This is a genomic window from Streptomyces sp. CNH287, assembly GCF_000424825.1.
Window position 1 is genome coordinate 551,965 of record NZ_AUKQ01000005.1, and the last position, 20,050, is coordinate 572,014.

The window sequence follows — 20,050 nt, forward strand, 5'->3', positions numbered from 1 at the left end:
TTGACCGACACCACCACGAGCGCCGGAGACGTCTACGTCTCCCCGCGCTACCTTGCCGGACTCCCCGGCCACGCCGACCCGAGCTTCGCCCCTGTCGCACACTGGCCGCACCATCACCTGGACGACGGCCCGTGCCAGCTCCTGATCACTTCACCGGACCACCGCATCAAGATCGGCTGGTTCGGCGACGACTACGACGTGTGGAAGGTCAGCGCCGCCGAAAACGCCGTCTCCGAACCCCGCTGGACCGCCCGCATCAACCAGAACACACCCCCCGAGATCGTCAAGGGCCTTACCCGCGCGCTGGCCACCGAATGGGACGCGGACAGCGACAGCTTCCTCACCTCCACGTCGTACTACTGGAGCGACGCCGTCCAGCCCCTGATCGACGCAGGCTGGGAGCGCAAACCGGCCTCGCGGGGCCTCGTGGAGATTGTTGCCCCAGACCGGATGGCGGGAGCAAGCATCGACATCGCCCGCAGCGGCCGTGATGCCGAGCTGGTGACCCTGTGGGCAGGCCCACCGGGCTGGAGCACCCGCGCCGAGGCGATCTTCACCGCGCGCACCCCAAAACACCTGATCGCCGCCACCGCTGCCGCACTCGCCGACCCCACCCCCGTAGCCCGCTACCGGGAGATCCTGCATCCGCGGCTCGCGCAACTGGCCCAGCTCACTCCCCTCCAGCCGCCGAAGCCCGCAACACCGACCCCTCTCGACGTCAAACGCACCGCGCCCCGCCACCCGCCGGCACTTGGCACGCACAGCGTCCCCCGCTGGAGCAGCGTGAGCCTCCCGCCAGCCCCTTCCGCCAGGCGCGGCGGTCAACGCCGCTGACCCCAGCGCCCCACCCCTTCCTTCCCGGCAGGAGCCCTTCGTGTCGCCCAACACCTTCGCGAACCTTGACCCCGACCAGACCGTGAACGTCCTTCCCCGCCACCTGGCCGGCCCAGGCCCCGCAAGTCCCCGTACGGCATGGCCATTCCCTTTCGACGGGGACTGGTCACTGCACCAGCCCGAGGAGGGACGGGCCATGGCCACCAGCCCCTGTCTGCGGCTGCGGGCCGGCTATGCCCCCGCCCCACACCCCGCCAGCAAGGCGCTGTGGACCACCGCCGCGCACCGCGACCCCTTCGCCCCGGCCACCTGGCAGATCACCTTCGAGACCTCCACCCCCGTAGAGCTCCTGCACGACGTCCACACCGAGCTGCTCGACCTCTACCTCGAAGACGGGAACTCCCAGGACCGGCTGTTCGAGGACGACACGGCGCCGCACGAGGCGTACGCACCCCTGCTCGCCCGCGGGTGGAGCCACAGCGTCAAGACCAACGGCAGGCAGTACTTCCGCACTCCGGACGCTCTTGGCGTCGTGGAGCACCGGTACGCCAGGCCCAGCGACTCCAGCGTGCCCGCCTGGACAGCCTGGTGCGGAGACTCGTCCCGAATGCACTGGCGGGCGCGCTTCTCCGCAGGTGTGCCCACCACGCTCGTGGCGGCCTTCACCGCATCGCTGATCTCGACTTCGCCCGTGCGCCGCACGGTCAAGGACATCCCCCTCCACACGCGCGACCACCTCTACATCGCAGCGGCGACAACGCCCGCCAAGCAGGCACCCCTGCCCTCAACCGTCGCCAAGACTCCTCCCGGACAGGCTCCGCGCCGAACCCGCTGACCTCCCTCCCGACGCCGATCAAGGACCGTCTCCTCGTGCACGCCCGTATGTTCCGCAGCGCCGTCCGCTCCACTGCCTGCGCCGCCGCCGTGACCGGCACTCTCACCTGGGCGCCGGCCGCAACCGCCCAGCCGGCCGAGCCAACACCCGCTGCCTCCGCAGCTCCCCGCAAGACGCCCGCACCCGAGGCCGGCAGTGTCGCCCTCACCAAGAAAGACCCGGCCGGCGATCCCCTCGAAGGAGCCTCGTTCCTCCTCCTCGACACCGCCGGCCAGGAAGCCGGAAACGGGAAGACCGACGCCCAAGGGAAGCTCACCTTCCCCGGCCTCGTCCCGGGCCTCTACCGGCTCAAGGAAACCTCCTCCGGGAGCCCGCTGCACGAGAGGTCGACGCCTAGGACGTGATCGTCACCCCCGGCAACGACACCCCGCTGACGATCGTCGACCCGTTCAAGGCCGCCTCGGTCCTCCTGAAGGCCAAGGACGACAAGAGCGGCAAGCTGCTGGCCGGATCCACGGTCAACATCGGCAGCGGTGACCAGACCATCCTGACGCTGGCCACGGGACCCGACGGCACAGCCAGCGGCAAGCTGCCCATCAACTCCCGTACCGGTAGTGACTTCTGGGCCAAGCAGGTCAAGGCACCCGAGGGCTACGAAATCCACAAGCCCCTGAAGAAATTCAAGGCCAAGCCCGGCGCCCCCATCACCGTGACCGCCACCCACGCCAAGACCGCCACCACCCCGCCTCCCGCGGAGGAGCCGACCGATAAACCCACCACTAAGGCGACAGCGGGGCCCACCCCGAACAAGGGCGGCAAGAATGAGGACACCCCGAAGCCGACGGTCTCCGCCTCGGACACCCCGGCCGCAGACGAGAGGGCATCGAGCACTGCGGTCCCCACCCCCGAGGGCGCGCTCGCGCACAGCGGGGCTGCCGCCACATGGGGGCTGATCGGCAGCGCCGGAGTACTCTTCGCCGCCGGCGCAGGCACCCTCGTCGTGTCCCGCCGGCATCGCACGGACGACGGGTCCGCTGAGAACTGACCCCAACGCTCCACCCCACAAAGCCCCCGGAATCAGCAGATTCCGGGGGTTTTGTCATGGCGCCCGTCAGAAACGCTCCGCGTGCGATGGGCTCGTGGAGGGAGGCGCTTGCCGTGCGCGAACCGTCGGTACGTGGCCCTCACTTGGGGTTGGCGCTCACAGCGAACAGCACCATCAGCACGGCCAGAGGCGTCGGCACCTCTGGTGCGTGTTCTTGGGTTGCCCCAATTTCGCCGTGCCAGACCTCACCTGAATTCCGGGGCTGCGCGCTGGTCAGCAGGCGACACTGCTACCTCGGAGCACCTGAGCATCACCGGGCGCGCCAAGGGAACTTCCGGCGTGTACGGCGAGCTGGCGCACCATCCTGCTGTGGTGGCACCTGCGGTGGCGGGGCGATCCTGTCGGGCTCCAGGCCAATCTTGTCCGGGTGTACGCAGGCCGGCACACCCTCGTCGTGTGTGTAGCGATGCCCGTTCGTCGGATGGAACGGGCACTCCCACGAGGGCCTGCTGTAGACCACGAACTGCTCTCGCGGGTACTGGGTGGCCGGGCAGATCCCGCAGATCGGCCGCGTCGGATCTTCCTGGTCCGGATCGACGTAGGGCGGTCCGGCGGGTTCCGGGATCTCCATAGCAGCCAGAGGGTAGCGGGCTCCGCCCGCCGTAGCGGGCCCAGTCGGCAGTCAGCGGGTGCGCTGGACAGCAGTTGTCCTGCGACAACGAATGCAGTCGCCTTGCCAGCCATTCGAGTCGACGACGAGAGTACACATCACAGCTTGGCTGGAGAAGGCGACTGCATGCTGCCTCCGGCACGGCGCGCCACCTGGGCCTACTGCCGGATCGAACCGTCCGAGCTGGCTGACATGGGCCAGCTGCTGTTGGTTTCCCTGCTGAGGCACGACCACGCCCGGACTCCCGCCAGCAACGTTCTGGGACGCTGTTGCGGAGGCAGGTGCCAAAAGTGGTGGTGGACGATGCGGGAGGTTGCCATCCTGGCGGAATGGAGGAAGCGGAAGACCGATTGAGTTTGCCCCGGCCGCGATGGGAAAGTGCCGAGATCGCCGTCTGGGGAGGTGCCAGCGAGGACGATCTCGCCCTTGCGGGCGGCTATTTGCGAGTGGCCGAGACTGCCGCTCGCCACTGGATCACTCATGGCCCGGACGACATGCTGCCCCTCCCGATTCTCTATAACTACCGGCACAGCATCGAGCTGTCGCTGAAGTGGCTGATCCGCAAGGCTGCCCCCTGCGCGCTGCGCGAGGGCTACACGGGAGACGAAGACCTCAGCCCCGACCAGTTGGATAAGCGTTTGCGCACGCACAACATCAAGAAGCTGGCGGACTGCCTCAACCGGTACCTGGCACTGCTGGACCTGCCCGAGGTGGAGCAGCGCATCGATCCGGAGTCCTGGACTCAGTTGCACTGGCTGGACAGCGAGGATGCGTCAGGGGAGACCTACCGGTACGCCGTGGTCGGCCACGGCAACGGCCGGACTCCCGCCCGGCCCGTGCAGCAGAACATCAACTTCTATGAGCAGGTGAACGAACTGCACAAGCTGGCCCACCTGCTGTGGGGCGGCTACTCGGCTCATCTCGGTCAGTACGAGGACTGGCAGATCGAGTACCTGGAGGCCATGGACACGGCCAGCTACTGAAGCAGCGCGCCGCCGCTACGGTGTCGGCTTCTTGTGCCGGGCGAGGAGTTCGGTGAAGAAGTCGGAGATGAGCTGCGGGCTGTCGGGCCGGGTGAGTTCCCAGCCGCCGAAGCGGTAGATTTCATAGCCGGCCAACCGCAGTCGGCGGTCCTCGGCGACCATCTCCGAGTACAGCCTGGGCGAAGCGGTGTAGGTGGTGCGGCTGTCCGCCCCGGTGGGGTTCTTGGTGCCGTAGTGGTGGACGCCGTCGACCTCGATCACAATACGGGAGCGGTCGGGGGCCAGAAGCAGGAAGTCCATGCGCTGGCGGTGCAGGGCACCGCTGTGTCCGCCGCTCTTCCGGGTGTAGGGGTCGTAGTGCAGGTAGACCTGCGGGATGAGGGCTGGCAGGTCGAACCCGGCGGGTTCGGCGTAGCGGGTGCAGTAGGTGCGCAGGACCGTCTGCTCCGGCAGGGAATCCAGCGAGCGGTACAGTCGGCGGTACAGGGCATCGGCGGCCTCCCGCTCCTCGACGTTGGGGAGGTGGTTCGCCTGCCACCAGGTGACCATCTGTCGCCAGGTCAGGCCCTGTGCCGGCAGAGGGTCGCTGTACACGAGGCAGTTCTTGGCGTTCTGGACGATCTCTACGTCGTTGTTCACCGCATCCCGCAACACGATCTTCGGCTTCGGGCCCACGGCGGCGAAGATGAGGTTCTTGAACGTGCCGCGGGGGCCGTTCTTGAAGCGCTGCTCGTACTCGATCTCCTGCAGGTCCTCCAGAGCCTGCAGGGTCGGCCCGAACAGCCCTTCGATGCACTCGCGGCGCGCCTGCCAGCCGCCGCCCCCGGACATGTCGTTCTTGCGCCAATAGTCGTAGAAGCCGCTGTGATGGCGGAACGGCAGCTTTGGCGACTCAAGGCCCAGGCGTTCGAGGACCGCACGGTGCGCTTTGACTGCGAGGACGACTTCCTCGTCAGTCATGCGTTCATCGTGGCGCGTGCCCCGGGCGACGAAGTCCTCGTGCAGCAGCCTGGTCAGCGCCTCGGCTACCTCCAGGTCCGGGTGGTCGAGCAGGGGGCCGAACCGCAGGGACTCCATCAGCTCGACATCCAGTTCCCATAGCTGACACACCCATTCACCTGGCCTGTGGTTGGGCCAGTCCACGTGTTCATCGGGCCTGCTGCGGAAGAAGTCATCTGTCTGCATGCGTGTGCATCCCCCTGCCCCACCAGCGCTGTCGAAGAGAATTGTCGCTGGTGTCACTGACAAGGGGAGCTGCGTGCAGCCGGTATGACAGGGCGGTGACAGTGAGGCGGACGCGACTGGGTCCGCTGTCAAACGCCTCGATTGGATGGCGAGGGACAGCAGTTCGCCGGTGGCAGACAAGGAAGAGCACCCACAGGACTGGCGGACGCCGCCACGGCATGTCAACCTAAACGACCTTCCCAGAAAACCCCAGGTCAGAGAGGTGATGCAGTGGCGTTGGATGCGGCGCAACCTGGATTCGCCACGACGGTCGCGGCCCTGCGGCTGCGCTCCTGGAAGCTCGGCGTCGGCCAGGCGATGGAGGTGCTCGACCAGTTCTCGAAGGCCGATTTCACCTACATCGTGGATGACCGGGCCGACGTGCACGTCAGCTCGCGTGACGGCCGGTTCTACCTCGGCTATTTCCCGAACGGTCGGCCCGGCGGCGCTGACGAAGGCTGGGTGACGGGCGAGGGCTGGGTCATCGCCGTCACCGGTACCGCGAAGGCTCCCGGGTATCGGATGTCCTTCGGTACGGAGACGCCAGCGGAGCTCATCGCAGCTGTCGTGGCCCGGATCCTGGCCACCTCCCGACCCCTGTGACCTGCGGTCCCCTGTCCTTCGTACGCGACGCGTACGCTGCCCTGCTCTGCGGCTCGGCCGCGACTGCTTGGAGAACGCCTTGGAATCGGACCCGCACGAGATGACCGTCGGAGACATCCTCGACCTGCTGTCCGCCTGGGACCGCGAGACACCCGTCCGTCTCGCCATCAACCCCTTCTTCCCCATGGCCCACCGCCTGGGCGATGTGCACACGGCGGTGGACGAGCACAGCCGCCCGGTGGTCTACATCGCCGAGTCCAAGGAGGCTGAGCAGCTCGGCCCTCTGCCGCCCGCTGCGGCCGTGGCCCTGACCTGGCAGGAGCCGGTCGAGGCACCCCGGCGCCGCCGACGTGGGGCGACCGGGCAGAACAACGGCCAGTGATCCACCCGAACCGACGGAGGCGCGCCTGCACCCGCACCACCCCATCGAGCCCTCCCACCCTGACTCACCCGACCCGGTGTACTGGGTCACCCCGCGCCACCTTGCCGGTGACGACGGAGCCCTTGCCGAGCGGATCGGCGACACCTTCACCGGCCTCGGCTGGCGCATGTGGCCGACCTCCCGCAACACCCTGCTCTATGTGAGCCCGGACGGACTGCGCGGCGCCGAGTGGATCCTCGCCGCCTACCCCTTCGAGCTAGGCGGGCTCCCGGTGGCCTGGCAGCTGTCGGCCCGCCCCCACGCCGCCTCCGCCCTGACCGAGTGGAACGCGTACTTCACCACCGGCGTCCCGCACGAAGCGCTCGCCGACCTCCTACTCGCGCTCGACGCCTGCGCCACACCCGACGCCGGGTTCGAGAGCGCCGAGTCGGTGCTCACCGCACTCAGTACGCGAGGCTGGCTGCGCGACATGGACCGCCCGCGCACGACCGCCACGGACCCCGGCTTCTCCGCCAGCATCTCCAGGGAGATGCTGCCGCCGCTCATCCACGACGCCGACCCCCGAGACGACCTCCTGGGGTGGCAGGCGTGGGCGGAACCCGTCCTGGCAGCGCCATACCTGTGGTGCGCCAGTTTCAGCGCGAGCGCCCCGCACGAGCTGGTCGCCGCCTTCGCCTCCTCGCTCGCCGCACCCGGCCCGGTACCGCGCCGGGTGCTGCCCGAAGGCACGGGGGACCGCCTCACCATCGTCCGCCGCAGCTGACGACAGGTGTGGTTCATCCTCTCCCCGTACGGCCTGCGCGCCCTACAGGTCCGTCCCTTCCCATCGTTCCGTGGAGGTGCCTCGCCCCTGCCCTTGCCCCGGTTCGCCCTCGGGCATACGAACGCCACCGCACACTTGAGGGGCCTGGCTCCTCGTCGCCCGCCGCCACCTTCGTCGAGAGCTTCCCCTGTTGCTGCCACAGCGAGCCGCTCCTTCCGCCAGGGTAGAGACCGAACCCACAGTGGAGGGACAGAGCGTGGTCGGTAGGTACGTGTACTGGTCGGACCGGGCGATTCGACAGACCGCGGAGGACAACGGCATCGAGCTGGTCGGCCACGCACGCTGGACCGTGGGTCTGAACAGCCGGGTCCTCCAGGCCAGTCGAGCAGGCCAGGAGCGCCTCACCCGCAACCGAGTCGAGGAGGCGTGGCGAATCGAGAAGGGGCTTGGTGCCGCGGTCGTTGAAGACCTCACCACTCCACCGAAGGCGGCATTTGTTCAGGTCACCGGCAAGGTCTCGTTCGCGCGGTTCCATCCCTGGTACGCCAAGAACCCCGGGGCGTTGCTCCACCTGCAGACGCGTAGCAGCGAGGGCCGTCAGGTCGACATCTGCCTGTTCGGCAGCATGGACTGCGTCAGAGGCTTCGGCCCGTGGGATGACTTCGAGGATGGCTGGTCCTCGTCGGAAATGCCGGCGATCGAGGAACTTCTCCGCGCCCAAGAGACCGAGAACACCTCGTGGGATGAGGACGAGCAGTACTTCTCCCTCGAAGCGCTGAAGATCGCCCTTCGCCAGGGGAGCACGGGCACTCACGATGAGCATGCAGACCGCCCGCAGACTCGCGGATTTACCGTCGGCCACAACGACGCGTGCTCCGTGTTCGCGGAGGTCTACTCCGACGTCGTGCTAGACCCCCAGCGATGGCTACACGATCCCGGCGACCCGGTCTCTGGCGCGGACCGGATCATCGTGGGCAGGCCGCTATGGGTACGAGTCGAGCACCCCGAGGCGACAGTGCGCTACCCCGAGCTGCGTAACGGGACGCGGTGGGCCGCCCGCTGGTGGCTGCGGAGGCTGCGCCTGATCCCGAACCGCCCTACCGCAGCGACGGTACGGGCGGCAACCCTGGGTTCTCGACGAGCGGGAGACCGACGAAACCGTGCCCGGCCGCGGCGGGGAGCGTCGTGATCAGCCGCCGTAACGGCTGTTCATCCCCCGTCGTTGGGCACGACGAGGCGCACTGGACGCTGCCTTCCGCTCTGGGAGGATGCTGCAGTCTTGCCGATGGATGGAGCACCTGTTGAAAGGTGAACGGACTACGTCGTTGCTCCAAGGGATGCTCACTCGCCTCGATGCCGGTGAGCGGCCGTTGGACCGGTCGATGCCGTTCTCGGTTCGTACGCCCGTGGTGCGATGGAGCCCGCTGACGTGGCCGTGGCCGTCACCCGCCATGTCGACGCCGAATTGAGCGTGGAAGGAGGTCAGGGGCCTCATGTTCGGCCGCGACCCCATGGCTCGAATCGGCCGCCAGGTTCGGTCGGTCAGCGGTTGACCCGGATCTTCTCCAGGGCCTTGTCCAGGTGGGCGTCTACGAGGCGAGGCGAGCCGGAGACGACGACCAGGATGTTGCCGGTGCGGATCGCCGTCTGCTTGACGACGCTGCGCTGCCCGCCGGCGGAGTAGGTGAGCAGCTGGCTCCACTGCTCATCGCCCAGGTCCGGCGCGGCCGTCTTCTGCGTGCCCATGTTGATGACGGTGCTGCCCGACGCCACCTGGTAGGACGGGCAGGAGATCATCGCGTTGAAGACCTTCCCGACGCCGTTGGACAGCTTCGTTGCACTGTCGCTGTAGAGCTCCTCGCTCACCTCGGAGCTGTCGGCGTGGGTGAAGGCCGTCTTCGCCTTGCGGGGGAAGTCGAGGCTGGCTCCGGTGGCCGTGTCGTCGCCGAGCTTCTCCAGGGCCGGGCAGCCGGTGACGGTGACGTCGTTGTGCCGGACGGCAGGCTGGGGCTTGCGGGTGTAGCCCTCGCCCAGGTCGCTCTCGTTCAGCAGCCGCTTCCTCAGCTCGGCCGAGGAGAGTGGCGCAGATGTCTTCGCAGTGTTGCTGTCCCGGAGCGCAGGTGCGGAGGATGTGGCCGGGGCGTCGACGGGCGCGGTGTTGCAGGAACAGCCGGAGAGCGCCAGGACGGTCAGGGCGCTGAGGCCGAGGGAGGTCGTGGTGGAGCGGCGCATGCGAAAAACCCCTTGATGTTGCGAGAGGGACTGTCTGACCGGGTCGGCCCTCCGAGTGCCGACGAACGCGGGGGTGGGGGAAGGGGTTTCGCGGCTCAGTGGCCGAGGTGGCGCAGGCCCTCTTCGAGGGTGGGGTGGTAGTGGTCGACCGGACCGGAGTTGCGGTTGTACCAGGCGGTGTCCAGGCGAGACTCCTTGGTCTCGTGGCCGGCTTCGCAGCGCAGCCACACGGAGTCGTCGCGCATGTTGAAGACGATCCAGTTCCGGTACGCGCCGCAGTGGCACGCGTGGACTTCGCCGTCGATGACGAGCGGCAGGTCCCAGCCCATCATGAACCCCGAGACGTCCCGGCGGGACGGCGACCGGAAGCCCGGCGGCGGGAAGTCGGGTACCACCGCGGCCCCCGGCGCGGCCGAGGCCAGCGCAGCGGACGGGCTGGGGGTGTTCGGCAGCGGCAGTTCGGTGTGCATCGCCAGCACCGCCTGGCCGACACGCTGGACTTCACGGAACTCTCGGTCCGCACGGTTGCGTCGGAACATGCCGTCTCCCTCTCTGTCGTCGCCTGCACGAGGAGAGTGCCGCCACCTTCTGACCTGCTGCAACTCTAAAAAAATTGAACTTCGGTCTTCCCGGCGCGGATGAGCGACGCGTACTGGTGCGAATCGCCAAGGCGGCAGTACACGGTCGCGTGCAGGTGCCTTGGCACCCAGCGATCCCGCAGCCTGGCCTGCGGGATCGCTGGGTGCCGGATGCGTGCACCGTGATGCTGTGCGTCGCGGGCTCCCGCACGTCCAGCATTTCGTCCCCCAGTACCTGGACGACCTCGAACTCTCCCCTGCCGCCGCCACGCACCACATCTCCCTGCGACTCCTGCACCGCCTCTTCCGCCACCACGCCGCTGGGAATCGATCGCCTCCGCATGAGCCACCAGCATCTGAACCGTCCGACGCGTCCTCGCCGGCCTCCTCCTGTTCACCTGCCCCGTCCACGTCAGAGCCGCGAGCTGGGGCCTCACCCGCACTGCCCGTATCACCCGCGGCACCAGCCCCATCGAATCCCTTCAGGCGGCCGTGCCGCGCACAACCTGGCACCCGGTGCTAAGCAGATGGCGCGCAGTGCTAATCACACACCAGCAACATCCGGGAAGGATCGGCGATGCCTTCTTGGCTGAGGCACCACGAAGGCGACCATGTTCCAGATATGAACGGCCGTTGTCGGTGCCGCGCGAGTGCTGGCTGGTTGGCGCACCCAGTGCGGCACGGCGCGGTTCGGGCCTTCGGGCCTGCAGGCGTGCACGGCCGCTCGCCGCCTCAGGAGCCGGGCATCCACCCGGGGAAAGCGACGAAGGGTGAACACATGCGCACGATCAAGAAGGCGGTCGCCATGGTGGGACTGGCCACGATGGCGGCATCGGCAGGAGTGTTTCTCAGCGCGGGTCCTGCGGCAGCCGGACCCTACTGCGGCAGCGGGTACCACTGCGTCTTCCATCTCGAACTGGGCAGTGACCAGCACTCATACTTCAACACCGACACGGACTTCCGCAACGACGTCTTCACCAACGGCGGAATCGTCCACAACAACGTGTGGTCCGCGAGCAATTCCAGCTCGAGCGGATACGAAAGCCACTACTACACCGGTGTGGGCAGCGACTGGGCTTCGAACGGGTTCCTGTTCTGCGTGAACCCCGGAAGCTCTGTCTACTCTCTTCCCGACTCCCTGAAAGACCGGGCGAGTTCTCTGCGGGTGCGTGGCACCACGTCGGTCAACTGCTACTGAGGGTTGGCGGTTCGTGCAGGCCGACGGGCAACCTCGTCGACCTGCACGGACGGAACGGAGAAGAGGAGTTGAGCCGTGCGTGTCAGCCGGAATCGTAAGAGTGGGGGTTCCGTGTCGTCTCCGCGCCGTGTCCTTGGCCTGGCCGCCTTGGTGCTCGTTGTGTTGGGTGCAGGTACAGCAGTCTCGGTGACCACAGGGATGCCCGAAAAGCCGGAAGAATCCCTCGCACAGCCTTCCACGGCTGTGCTGGACACTTTGAAGGCGCGCCCGCCTCTGCACCGGCTCCTGTATGTCCGCACCGCAGCAGACGAGCGGGTCTCCACCGCTCAGCGGCATCTCGTCTCCCGCTGTATGGCTGCGAAGGGCTTCCGCCAGCGGCCCGCCGCGATCGGGAAGACGCCGACCGGAACCGAGGAGTATCCCCTACCCTTCGGTCTGGAACGCCTGGATCCTCCCGCTCCCGCTAAGCCATCGGAACTGCCGGCGGAGCGGCACGAAAGCGAGGCGTACACCCGGGCGCTGTTCGGGGACCCGAAGCGGCGCATTACCGCGAAGGGCGAGAACCTCAAGGTCACCCGGCCCGCTACAGGCTGCCAGGCTGAAGCCGAGAAGCGGCTTCTCGGTGATGACGGTCGAGTGCGCTGGCTCCAGCTCCGCCTGCTGCTCGGAGACGGGCAAACACACGCCCGCCGCAGTATCGAGAAAGCTCCGTCGTTCCAGAAGGCAACCAGCGACTGGCGGGCATGCATGCGTAGGGCCGGGATCCGGCAGACCGACCCGCAAGCCATCCTGCGGGACCTGCCCGCCGACGCAGCCCCTCGGACGCACCCGGCGGCGCGGGCGGACCTGCGGTGCAAGGAGGCCACGGGCTACCTGCACACCGCCTACACCGCCCTGGCCGCGGCCCAGCGGGCCTGGCTCAGGGAGCACCCGCAAGATCTCGCGGACTGGAGAGCACTGCAAAAACGCCAGGAAACTGCCGCCCGGCAGGTGACGAGGACGTAACCGGCTTGGCCGGGTCAAGCCCAGCCCGGAAGAGGCAACGGGGCTTGCCCGGCTCCTGGCCCTGGCCGTCCGCGAGGCGGTCGGCTGCCCTCTGCGCGCGCTGGGACGCACCGTCAGGATCGGCACCACACATCTAGCGCCGAGGCTCTCGCGGCCTGTCGGCCTGGCGGGCCGAGGCGTCGTGCGACGGTGGCGTGGACTGCGTCCTCGCAAGCCCCGTCAACGCGGCGTTTGCCGTACCGCTCTGTGGCGCAGCCGAGGCGTCTGCGGGCAGATCCGCCATCCGCCGCAGCCGCCATACCAGCACGTCACTGATCGATTCTGCGGTCTCCAGCTCGCGTCGCTCCGCCGCTTCCGTCAGGAGCGCGGCGGGGTCGTGGCCGGCGTTCTCGACATCGGCGAGCGTGGCGGCCAGGGCGTACCAGCCGGGCTCGGCGAGGACCTGCCCGGCCAGCTCAGGCACCGCCTGTCGGAGATAGGCGCCCTGCTTGCGCTGGAGGGGCTGGGACAGGCGGCGACCGCGCTGGTGCATCACGCCGAGGTGCAACGGCGCGGCGGCCTGATATGCGGCACGCAGGTGGTCGGCAGCCTGGCGGGCAGCAGCGGCCTGCTGGGCGTGCTCCTTCTTCCCGTGCCAGTGGGCGGCGGCGCTGACCAGGAAGAACGCCATGTCGATGAGCATGGCGGTGGTGGCACCGTCCTCCCCGCGGCCGAGGGCGGGACCGCCGTAGACGAGATCGCGGGCAGCCTGACGAAGGGCACGGTCGTGGCCTCGCTCGGCCTGGACGTGGGAGCGGGTCGCCCGCTCGAACGCCCAGGCCGCATATCGCAGTTCACGGCGGGTGTGCGCGGCCGAAGTCTTGGCGAGCGCGTCGAGGACCTCGCCGGCTGCAGCGAGGTGCGCGGCGATCTGCCCGTCGTCGCCCTGGTCGAGGATCAGCACGGCCTGCCAGACCGCTGTCGTCGCCTGCCGCCGGGCGGCCGACGGGCTGATACGGGGCGAGCCGGAGGAGCGGTCCTTGGCGGTGTCGCTGTGGTAGCCGGAGGCGTCGGCGGCCCACCGCTTGCGGATGCGGGGCAGGGAGAGGTCGGGCGCGAGGGTGGAGCCGGAATAGTAGATCGGCTCCTGGTCCTCGTTGCGGTCGTCCGACAACGCGACCTTGTACCCGAGCAGGTCGCCGGAGGGCGCGGTGCGCTGGCGGATCAGGAGGCCGGCGGCGGCCAGGCGATCGAAGAACTCCTCCTCGCTGGCGACTCCGGCTGCGGCGCGGCGCACGGTCTCGCGCAGCTCCTCGCGTGGGGTGCGTTCCTTGCCCTGGCGGTTCGCCTTGTGGCGTTCGGCGCTGGTGGGGCGTCTGGCGGCGGTTCCGTCACCGACGTTCAACCGGCGTAGCCCGTAGTCGATTTCGACCTTTCGGGCTTCGGTCTGGGAGCGGGCGCCGTCCTGGCGGATGCGGGCCTGGCGGCCGTCCTCGCGTACGACGGTGGCGACGATGTGGATGTGATCGTCGGCGTGCCGGACGGCCGCCCAGCGGCAGGCGGCGTCGTCGCCTTCGGGGGCGATGCAGGTGGCGGCGACCATGCGGTGGGCGATGTCGGCCCACTGCTCGTCGGTGAGGATCGGATCTTCGGGCGCGGCGCGTACGGACAGATGCCATACGTACTCGTCGGGCCTGGCGCTCTCGGGCAGTGCCATCACGGGCTGGTCGAGCAGGCGCTGCAGGTCGCCGTACGTTGCCTTCGGATCGCGGCCCGGGTCGGGGGCCTGGCTGTCCCACGCGGCGACGAGGTGCGGATCGATGTGCTCCTCAGCCCTTCCGGGACCGTACAGGTAGGCCACCAGGCCGCGGGTGTCACCGCCCATGTCGTGGACTTTGGGAATCATGCAGCCGGGCGCTCGCTGTCCAGGTAGTGCTGGGTGAAGGTGTCCACGCGTCGAGCGGCACGGTTTACGGCGAAGAGGACCGCTTCGGCGTGCGGGGCGTCACCGCCCGAATTGAGCGTTTTGGCAACCTGGTTGACGTTGTTGCCGATCTGCCCGAGGTGGCGCCGGAGGCTGAACAGCTCGGCAAGCATTTCGCGTTCGCCGGCGATCTCGGCTGCCGTGCGCGTCAGGTCGCGCGCGGCGCTGAGGGCTGCGTGGGCGAGGAAGCCGGACGGCGTCATGGCGCACGCGGCTGCGGCGTCGAGGACGGACTGCTTCTCGTCGTCGTTGAAGCGGCTGGTGATCAGGTGTTTGCGCTTGCTTGACTTGGTCTTCGGCGTGCGGTTACGCGCGGGCGGCTGGCTCGACGGCGCGCTCGCGTGGAAAGTGCAGTGCGGGTTGTGACACGGGTGAGTGGTTGTTTGCTCCTCCAGGGGATGCCGGCCGCCCTCGGTCGCATCCCCTCGGTCCGGCGCCCCCCGGCGCGAGACCGCCTCCGCCACCCCCGGGGCGGAGGACGCGAGAGTAGTACTCCCAACGGGAGTACTACTCTCGCACCAACTTGCTCGCCTCGACGTCGAGTTGGTTGTCAGCTCACCGCGGGCGTGAGTGGAGGGTGTCGTCGGGTTCGTCATCGGGTGCGGTTCCTCATGGTGCGGATGCGGTGCTGGATCTCGGCGGCGAGTTCGACCACAGCGGCCGGGCCGTGCAGGACGCGAACTGGGGACTCGGGGTGGTACTGGGTGAGCCACTGGCCGTTGGGGGCCAGCACGGCCGCGTGCAGGAACTGGCACTGCACGAGCACGTCCGCCCAGGCGGCGGCCTCGGCGGTTGATGGTGTGTGCGTACGCGGGTGACGGGCAGGAATGGGGAACCCTCCATAGCAGGGGCGGTGCCCGGCCGAGGCCGGGACCCACGAGACGGATTGCGGAGGCAGGCGCGTGACCTGCTTCTTTGCAAGATTCAGCCGCACTCGGGGCAGCGGTCGAGGTGCTGATTCAAGGCTCGCGCCATGTTCCGCTTCACCGAGAAGGCGTTCTTCGCGCTGGTCTTCGCGGGTGCGGATCCCTGGTGCCGCTCGGCATAGCCGCGCAGGCATCGGATGTCCTGCTCGAAGCCGGACTTGATGCGCGTGAAGCGCTGGCAGGTCTTCATCGGGTCGTACTCCTTGTCGCGGTGGTGCCTGCTTCGTCGCGCAGCCTCTGCAGGACCGGCGTGAGGCGTTCGTTCCGGCCGCCCTGGATGTTCTGGGCGCGGAGGATCTCCCGCACCTGGGGACGGGTGATCGACGCGTTGCCGTCCCGCGCCAGCAGTGCCGCCACGTGTGGACGAACCCGCTCGACCATCTCCTCGACGGTCAGCTGCGGCCCCTTCCGTGAGCGCTTGGGCTTCCCGGCGCCCGCACGGTTTCGGGACCCCTTCGGCTTCTGTTTGCGCCGCGGGGGGACGGTGTGGGGACGGTCCCCGTCGGGCCGGGTCCCCGATTCGGCGCCTGGGTGCTCTGGGCCCTCGTCGCCGAAGGGGACGGCCGCAGGGGAGGGGTCAGTGCCCCTGTGTGCTGCGACTTCGTGGACGTTGCCGCTCGCGCCGTCATCACTTTCACCGGTCCCCGGGACCACGACATCACCTTCCCCCTTTGCCTCTTCGCCTGGGCTGGGCAGACGCGCGTCACGTTCGCCGATGTGGTCCCCGTCTTCGTTGGGGACGGGGTGGGGACGGTCCCCGACGGGTGCGGTCCCCGTCCCCGTTTCGGCCGCGTCCCCGGCAGCGCGGTCCCCGATCGAGCCCGCGGTTCGGGGACCGGCGTTGGGGACCGTCCCCGTCGGGCTCACGTCTTCCTGGCTCCACTTCCGATTCCGAACTTCTGGGACCGGAGTGAAAGGGGACCGGTCCCCGTGGCGGTCGTCGTGTTCCCAGGACTGAGTCCAGGGGGACGGCAGGGCGACGAAGGCGAGAGCCATGGCGTGCCGGCGGGCGGCCAGCTGCTCCAGCAGCGCACGGCGCTGGTCGGGATCGGTGCCGACCCCGGATCGTGCGAGGGCCGTCTCGAGCCGCCGCTCTATCCGGCGCCCCTGGCGGTTCGCGCGCTTCTTCTCCGGCATCTTGGCCAGCCGGGAGGCCAGGGCCCCTGCCCGTTCCGTGGCGCGTTCCCTGGTGATCTGGGCGGCAGAGCGGTTCCGCGTGGCGACGCCCAGGCGTGAGAGGAGACGTTCTCGCGCTTCGCGTCCGAGCGTCGCCAGCAGCCCCTGGGACGCGGCGCCCGGCTTGTGCAGCCGCAGCTCGATACCCATGGCCAGATGCCAGAGCATGGCCGCCATGACCGGGCCGACGAAGGCCCGCACGGTGCCGCCCACCGCGGCTGACTGCGCGTACGCCGGGATGACCTGCACCCCGGTGAGCACCCAGACCAGGCTGCCCGGAAGACCGGGCGTCCCTCGGGACTTCAGATTCTGCCGGGCCATCAGCGCAGTAGCGAACAGGGCCAGCTCGGCCGCGCTGAACATCATGGCCCGCTCCACGGTGCCAGCCATGTCCAGGTAGTCGGCGGCGAAACGCCAGCTGGTGTCCGCGCTGTAGACGGTGCAGTTGAGGGCGGCGAGGGCCGCGACCCAGACCGCGGGGGTACCGGCGCGCGGGGCACCTGCCCGTGCCCGGTTGCGTCGGATCGACCACCCGGTCAGCACCAGGGCCAGCACCCCGACAGCCGCGACCGCGAAGACGGGAGCGATACCCAGGGGCAGAGACAGGGCGATGGGGTGGGTCATGCGGCCTTTCGCAGAGCGGCGATCAAGGAGTGGGTCTGCGCCTGGCGGGGCACCTGCACCGGCGAGGCATTGTCCTCGTCCTCGGCGCCTTCGTCGTCGACGTGCTCGTCGTCGGTGGGCTCGGTCTCGTCCAAGTGCCCCCAGTAGCGGTCGCGGTCGGCGACGGCGTGTGCGGCGTTGCGCATCAGGTCGCGCGCCCAGTCCAGATCGAGCCGCAGCGTGTAGGCGAGACGCTCGGGGCTCCAGCCGCGGACGTAGGCGTGGCGGGTGACGGCGTCGCGCTCGGCGTCGCTGAGGCGGACATCGCGGCCTTCGAAGGCCGCCTTGACGCGGCTGTAGTCCAGGCGCTTTCTGACCTTGGCGTGCCAGGGGCGGCGCTCGGCCTCGGTGAGCCCGCCCCACATGCCGTGGCGGATCTCGTTGTCGAGGGCGTAGTCGAAGCACGCCTTCTTCACCGGGCACCGGCCGCAGATCGACTTGGCCTCCTCGATTGCCGCGCGGGCCCGGGCAGTGTGGAAGAACAGCTGGTCGCCGACCGCGGGCGGCATGTTGTGGCACAGGCCACGGGCCTGCCAGCTGTGGTCGGCGATGCCCCGGATGCTCGGGGTCGGGGTGTCGTTGGTGGTGATATGGCGCAAGGCAGTCTCCGGAAGTCGCCTCGGCGGGTGCGGATCGCTCGGCACCGAAGGTGGGTGGGGTGCGGCGGGTGCTGCGAGGCGGGCTCGGGGTACGGCGTGGCGCCGTACCGGAGGAGGAACGTTTCTGTAGAGAAGCGGGCTGCGCTGCGGTCAGGCGGCAGGCGCCTGGGCAGCCAGGGCGCGGTCGACGCGACTGGGGTGGGCGGTGGCGAGCGGTGCGTTGCCCCGGGCAGCGCCGTCGAGGGTGATGCGCCGGCGGCGGCAGGGCTCCCCCTTGCCGGCGTGACACCACTCGCACGGCACGCTGAGCACGTCGGGGCCTCCGGCGGCGACGGCGGCTTCGCGGGCGGCGCGGGCCGGGCGGTAGGGGGCCAGCTCGGCGCGTACGGCGGGCGGGATGCAGCCGACGGCGGCCAGCTGATCCTTGGGTACCGGCCGGTGTCGCCCGGGGGTGAGTTCGCGGTGCTCCGAGGGGGCGGCCTCCCCGGTGGCCACCGCATGCCGTGACGCCAGCAGCTCCGCCCGCCAGGCGCGCGGATCGTCCGGGTCAGCCGACGGGGTCGGGTCGGTGTGCCGAGCCAGGCGATCACGGTAGTGGGCGTGCCATTCGCGGGCCACGTCTGCGGCCTGGATCGGGTAGGGCGAGATCACGATGCGCTTGCGGGCGGTCTCGCGGACATCCCAGCCCTGGCGGGTGGTCATGGGGATGTTGTCGAGCAGCTCGTGCCATGTGTCGAGTTGGGACCGGGCCTCGCCTTCGGCGGTGCGGATGAGGCGGGGGTCGATGCGGCCGACGTAGGTGAGTACGGCAGCAACTTCTCGGCGGTTCAAGGTAGTTACTCCGTTCCCGTCGGTTCGTCGACGGCGGCGAGCAGGGCGGCCATGTGCGCGTCGGCGCGGGTCATGCCGGCCTGCGGCGCGGTAGAGCCGCCGGGCAGGGCGTAGAGGTTCGGGCGCTGGGGTGTGGGGTTGTGCTCTCGGGCGATCCAGGAGCGCCAGTCGGCAGCCCAGGCTGCGGCGGAGCGAGGGCTCCAGGCACTGCGGTGGTGGCGCCACTTCGCGTCGGCGGCGTGGAGGCCATGCTCGCCGAGGCGTGCGAGGTGCCCCTGCTGCTGGGCCCAGGACAGGCTCGCGTCGTCGATCTCCCAGTCCTCGGCCGAGGTGAGGCCGGCAGCACCACTGCTGCTGTACTTACGGTTCACCTTTGGTTCACTGCGGTTCTGGGGGTCAGGTTCTGACCCGGAGGGGGGTCGGCTTCTGCCCCGGGGCGGGGTCAGATTCTGACGAGGGGGTGCAGATTTTGACCCGGTCAGATCCTGACGAGAGGGGTCGGATTCCGACCCGGCCTTGGGCCAGATGCCGTGCTTTCGCAGCCGTGCGTCGTCCAGTTCGGGTACCGGGTCGGTGTCGCACGGGGGCTCGACGTACGCGTCGGGGTTGTCCTCCCCGGCCGCCGCGACCTTGGCGAGCCACGCTGCGGCGCACGGCAGCCGATAGACCGTGCTGTGCTGCGGGCCGTCGAGGCCGTCGAGCACCTCCAGCTCGCCGCTCTCGGCCAGTGCGACCAGGGCACCGCGCACGGAGTTGCGGCTGGCCCTCGTACGCTTCATCAGCGAGGTGAGGGACGCCCAGGCGACGCACTGCTTGTCCGGCACCCGATCGGCGATCGACAGCAGGACCAGGCGGGCGTTTCCGCGGCTGGTGCTGCGCTCCCACGCCCACTCGCGGGCCTCCCGGCTCATCGGGCCACCGCAGGATCGAAGCGGATGCCCAGGGCCGGGGCGAGCGTGCCGAGCAGTCGGCGTGCGGGCAGATCGGCAGGCGGGGAAGCGGGGGTGGCTGCCGCGCTGGCCGGGGGGACCGGCCTTTTGCGCAGGGCAGGCGGCATGTAAGACTCTCCTCCGTAGTGAAGCCCGCGCCGGTGTGCCTCGTAGGAAAGGGCCGGTGCGGTGAAGGTGGGTGAATCTCCGCCCTTGCCGGGGCAGGAGTCCCATTGGCGTTCGGCGTCCGGGAGTTACCGCTCCTTGGGCGCCGCCGCTGTTTCAGGGCCTACGCGCCCTAGCCGGATCGCGCGTTGTGCATTTCGCTCCTCGTGGCGTCGGCTGCCGGGCGTGCTGCCCGGCCGGGGACGACGAACATATGGGTGCCCTGCGGCAAGATCCAGACCTTGCTAAAGAACTCTCTACAAGTGGCAAGGGTGGACGCCGGCTGCTTCTCGTCCTGCGAAGGGGCTTCGCACGGCACGCCCCGCGGCCGTGGTCGCGTTCAGAGAAGAGCGAGGCGGGGGTGGCCGGGCTGCCCGTCTCGTCATGCATCGACAACTCCAGTCCGCGCTAGCCGTCTTCCCGCAGCGCCGGGTGGGACGCGGCCG

22 protein-coding genes are annotated in these 20,050 nt (G+C 69.3%); 11 read left to right on the forward strand and 11 right to left on the reverse strand.

Going from position 1 to position 20,050, the window contains the following annotated elements; genetic code table 11:
• The 5 genes from H299_RS33015 to H299_RS0108900 all read left to right on the forward strand — a co-directional run bounded on the left by H299_RS33015 (nt 1) and on the right by H299_RS0108900 (nt 4,367).
• The gene (locus H299_RS33015) at nt 1-834 is read left to right on the forward strand and encodes an SPDY domain-containing protein (protein WP_037758174.1); all 834 of its coding nucleotides are present in this window, start codon (nt 1-3) and stop codon (nt 832-834) included.
• A 196-nt stretch (nt 835-1,030) separates the two neighbouring features.
• Nucleotides 1,031-1,669, forward strand: coding sequence for an SPDY domain-containing protein (locus H299_RS0108890; RefSeq protein WP_486587199.1), 639 nt, complete (start codon nt 1,031-1,033; stop codon nt 1,667-1,669).
• Between the two features lie 35 nt (nt 1,670-1,704).
• Nucleotides 1,705-2,073 (forward strand): MSCRAMM family protein, encoded by a 369-nt coding sequence (locus tag H299_RS40330; protein ID WP_486587200.1) that lies wholly within the window; start codon nt 1,705-1,707, stop codon nt 2,071-2,073.
• The gene (locus H299_RS40335) at nt 2,070-2,714 is read left to right on the forward strand and encodes a SpaA isopeptide-forming pilin-related protein (RefSeq protein ID WP_486587201.1); all 645 of its coding nucleotides are present in this window, start codon (nt 2,070-2,072) and stop codon (nt 2,712-2,714) included. Before H299_RS40330 ends, H299_RS40335 begins: the two co-directional genes overlap by 4 nt.
• A 999-nt stretch (nt 2,715-3,713) precedes the next feature.
• Complete coding sequence (locus H299_RS0108900; RefSeq protein WP_158692298.1) at nt 3,714-4,367, forward strand: hypothetical protein; 654 nt, start codon at nt 3,714-3,716, stop codon at nt 4,365-4,367.
• 15 nt (nt 4,368-4,382) lie between these two features.
• On the opposite strand, the gene H299_RS33030 is transcribed toward H299_RS0108900, so the two are convergent.
• Nucleotides 4,383-5,552, reverse strand: a complete 1,170-nt coding sequence (locus H299_RS33030; RefSeq protein WP_037758178.1) for a hypothetical protein — start codon at nt 5,550-5,552, stop codon at nt 4,383-4,385.
• Nucleotides 5,553-5,822: 270 nt separating this feature from the next.
• On the opposite strand from H299_RS33030, the gene H299_RS0108910 reads away from it, so the two are divergent.
• From H299_RS0108910 to H299_RS0108925, 4 genes are all read left to right on the forward strand, one after another.
• Nucleotides 5,823-6,194: an SPDY domain-containing protein gene (locus H299_RS0108910; protein ID WP_027748130.1), complete on the forward strand. Its 372-nt coding sequence runs from the start codon at nt 5,823-5,825 to the stop codon at nt 6,192-6,194.
• Nucleotides 6,195-6,294: 100 nt separating this feature from the next.
• Nucleotides 6,295-6,576 (forward strand): hypothetical protein, encoded by a 282-nt coding sequence (locus H299_RS0108915; protein ID WP_027748131.1) that lies wholly within the window; start codon nt 6,295-6,297, stop codon nt 6,574-6,576.
• Nucleotides 6,577-6,652: 76 nt separating this feature from the next.
• Nucleotides 6,653-7,339 (forward strand): SPDY domain-containing protein, encoded by a 687-nt coding sequence (locus H299_RS0108920; RefSeq protein WP_078512570.1) that lies wholly within the window; start codon nt 6,653-6,655, stop codon nt 7,337-7,339.
• A 271-nt stretch (nt 7,340-7,610) separates the two neighbouring features.
• The gene (locus H299_RS0108925) at nt 7,611-8,528 is read left to right on the forward strand and encodes a hypothetical protein (protein ID WP_158692299.1); all 918 of its coding nucleotides are present in this window, start codon (nt 7,611-7,613) and stop codon (nt 8,526-8,528) included.
• Nucleotides 8,529-8,881: 353 nt separating this feature from the next.
• Here H299_RS0108925 and H299_RS0108930 read toward each other — a convergent pair whose 3' ends face one another.
• Both H299_RS0108930 and H299_RS0108935 read right to left on the reverse strand, forming a co-directional pair.
• Nucleotides 8,882-9,571 carry a hypothetical protein gene (locus H299_RS0108930; protein ID WP_027748134.1) on the reverse strand — a complete coding sequence of 230 codons (690 nt, stop codon included), beginning with the start codon at nt 9,569-9,571 and terminating at the stop codon, nt 8,882-8,884.
• Nucleotides 9,572-9,666: 95 nt separating this feature from the next.
• Complete coding sequence (locus tag H299_RS0108935; protein WP_027748135.1) at nt 9,667-10,110, reverse strand: hypothetical protein; 444 nt, start codon at nt 10,108-10,110, stop codon at nt 9,667-9,669.
• An 817-nt stretch (nt 10,111-10,927) separates the two neighbouring features.
• Between H299_RS0108935 and H299_RS0108940 the strand changes: the two genes are divergently transcribed.
• Complete coding sequence (locus H299_RS0108940; RefSeq protein ID WP_027748136.1) at nt 10,928-11,347, forward strand: hypothetical protein; 420 nt, start codon at nt 10,928-10,930, stop codon at nt 11,345-11,347.
• A gap of 186 nt (nt 11,348-11,533) precedes the next feature.
• Nucleotides 11,534-12,352, forward strand: coding sequence for a hypothetical protein (locus H299_RS0108945; RefSeq protein ID WP_158692300.1), 819 nt, complete (start codon nt 11,534-11,536; stop codon nt 12,350-12,352).
• Between the two features lie 133 nt (nt 12,353-12,485).
• Here H299_RS0108945 and H299_RS33035 read toward each other — a convergent pair whose 3' ends face one another.
• The 8 genes from H299_RS33035 to H299_RS0108985 all read right to left on the reverse strand — a co-directional run bounded on the left by H299_RS33035 (nt 12,486) and on the right by H299_RS0108985 (nt 19,421).
• Nucleotides 12,486-14,237, reverse strand: coding sequence for a relaxase/mobilization nuclease domain-containing protein (locus tag H299_RS33035; RefSeq protein ID WP_051262244.1), 1,752 nt, complete (start codon nt 14,235-14,237; stop codon nt 12,486-12,488).
• Complete coding sequence (locus H299_RS40340; RefSeq protein ID WP_027748138.1) at nt 14,234-14,779, reverse strand: plasmid mobilization protein; 546 nt, start codon at nt 14,777-14,779, stop codon at nt 14,234-14,236. Before H299_RS40340 ends, H299_RS33035 begins: the two co-directional genes overlap by 4 nt.
• Before the next feature lie 128 nt (nt 14,780-14,907).
• The gene (locus H299_RS38165; protein WP_486587202.1) at nt 14,908-15,075 is read right to left on the reverse strand and encodes a hypothetical protein; all 168 of its coding nucleotides are present in this window, start codon (nt 15,073-15,075) and stop codon (nt 14,908-14,910) included.
• Nucleotides 15,076-15,239: 164 nt separating this feature from the next.
• Entirely contained in the window at nt 15,240-15,431 is a 192-nt protein-coding gene (locus H299_RS0108965; protein WP_027748139.1) for a hypothetical protein, read from the reverse strand.
• Nucleotides 15,428-17,041: a hypothetical protein gene (locus tag H299_RS0108970; RefSeq protein ID WP_027748140.1), complete on the reverse strand. Its 1,614-nt coding sequence runs from the start codon at nt 17,039-17,041 to the stop codon at nt 15,428-15,430. The genes H299_RS0108965 and H299_RS0108970 overlap by 4 nt, the downstream gene beginning before the upstream one ends.
• Entirely contained in the window at nt 17,038-17,679 is a 642-nt protein-coding gene (locus H299_RS0108975) for a WhiB family transcriptional regulator (protein ID WP_027748141.1), read from the reverse strand. Before H299_RS0108975 ends, H299_RS0108970 begins: the two co-directional genes overlap by 4 nt.
• A 150-nt stretch (nt 17,680-17,829) precedes the next feature.
• Nucleotides 17,830-18,510, reverse strand: a complete 681-nt coding sequence (locus H299_RS0108980) for a zinc finger domain-containing protein (protein ID WP_027748142.1) — start codon at nt 18,508-18,510, stop codon at nt 17,830-17,832.
• 5 nt (nt 18,511-18,515) lie between these two features.
• A complete protein-coding gene (locus tag H299_RS0108985) occupies nt 18,516-19,421 on the reverse strand; it encodes a hypothetical protein (RefSeq protein WP_027748143.1) in 906 nt (301 codons plus the stop codon).
• Between the last annotated feature and the right edge of the window lie 629 nt (nt 19,422-20,050).

Excerpts from the sequence above, each read along its gene's own strand:
- H299_RS0108890 (WP_486587199.1), top strand. The coding sequence starts at position 1,031 with ATGGCCACCAGCCCCTGTCTGCGGCTGCGGGCCGGCTATGCCCCCGCC.
- H299_RS0108900 (WP_158692298.1), top strand. The coding sequence starts at position 3,714 with ATGGAGGAAGCGGAAGACCGATTGAGTTTGCCCCGGCCGCGATGGGAA.
- H299_RS33030 (WP_037758178.1), bottom strand. The coding sequence starts at position 5,552 with ATGCAGACAGATGACTTCTTCCGCAGCAGGCCCGATGAACACGTGGAC.
- H299_RS0108915 (WP_027748131.1), top strand. The coding sequence starts at position 6,295 with ATGACCGTCGGAGACATCCTCGACCTGCTGTCCGCCTGGGACCGCGAG.
- H299_RS0108930 (WP_027748134.1), bottom strand. The coding sequence starts at position 9,571 with ATGCGCCGCTCCACCACGACCTCCCTCGGCCTCAGCGCCCTGACCGTC.
- H299_RS0108935 (WP_027748135.1), bottom strand. The coding sequence starts at position 10,110 with ATGTTCCGACGCAACCGTGCGGACCGAGAGTTCCGTGAAGTCCAGCGT.
- H299_RS0108940 (WP_027748136.1), top strand. The coding sequence starts at position 10,928 with ATGCGCACGATCAAGAAGGCGGTCGCCATGGTGGGACTGGCCACGATG.
- H299_RS33035 (WP_051262244.1), bottom strand. The coding sequence starts at position 14,237 with ATGATTCCCAAAGTCCACGACATGGGCGGTGACACCCGCGGCCTGGTG.
- H299_RS0108965 (WP_027748139.1), bottom strand. The coding sequence starts at position 15,431 with ATGAAGACCTGCCAGCGCTTCACGCGCATCAAGTCCGGCTTCGAGCAG.
- H299_RS0108970 (WP_027748140.1), bottom strand. The coding sequence starts at position 17,041 with ATGACCCACCCCATCGCCCTGTCTCTGCCCCTGGGTATCGCTCCCGTC.
- H299_RS0108985 (WP_027748143.1), bottom strand. The coding sequence starts at position 19,421 with ATGAGCCGGGAGGCCCGCGAGTGGGCGTGGGAGCGCAGCACCAGCCGC.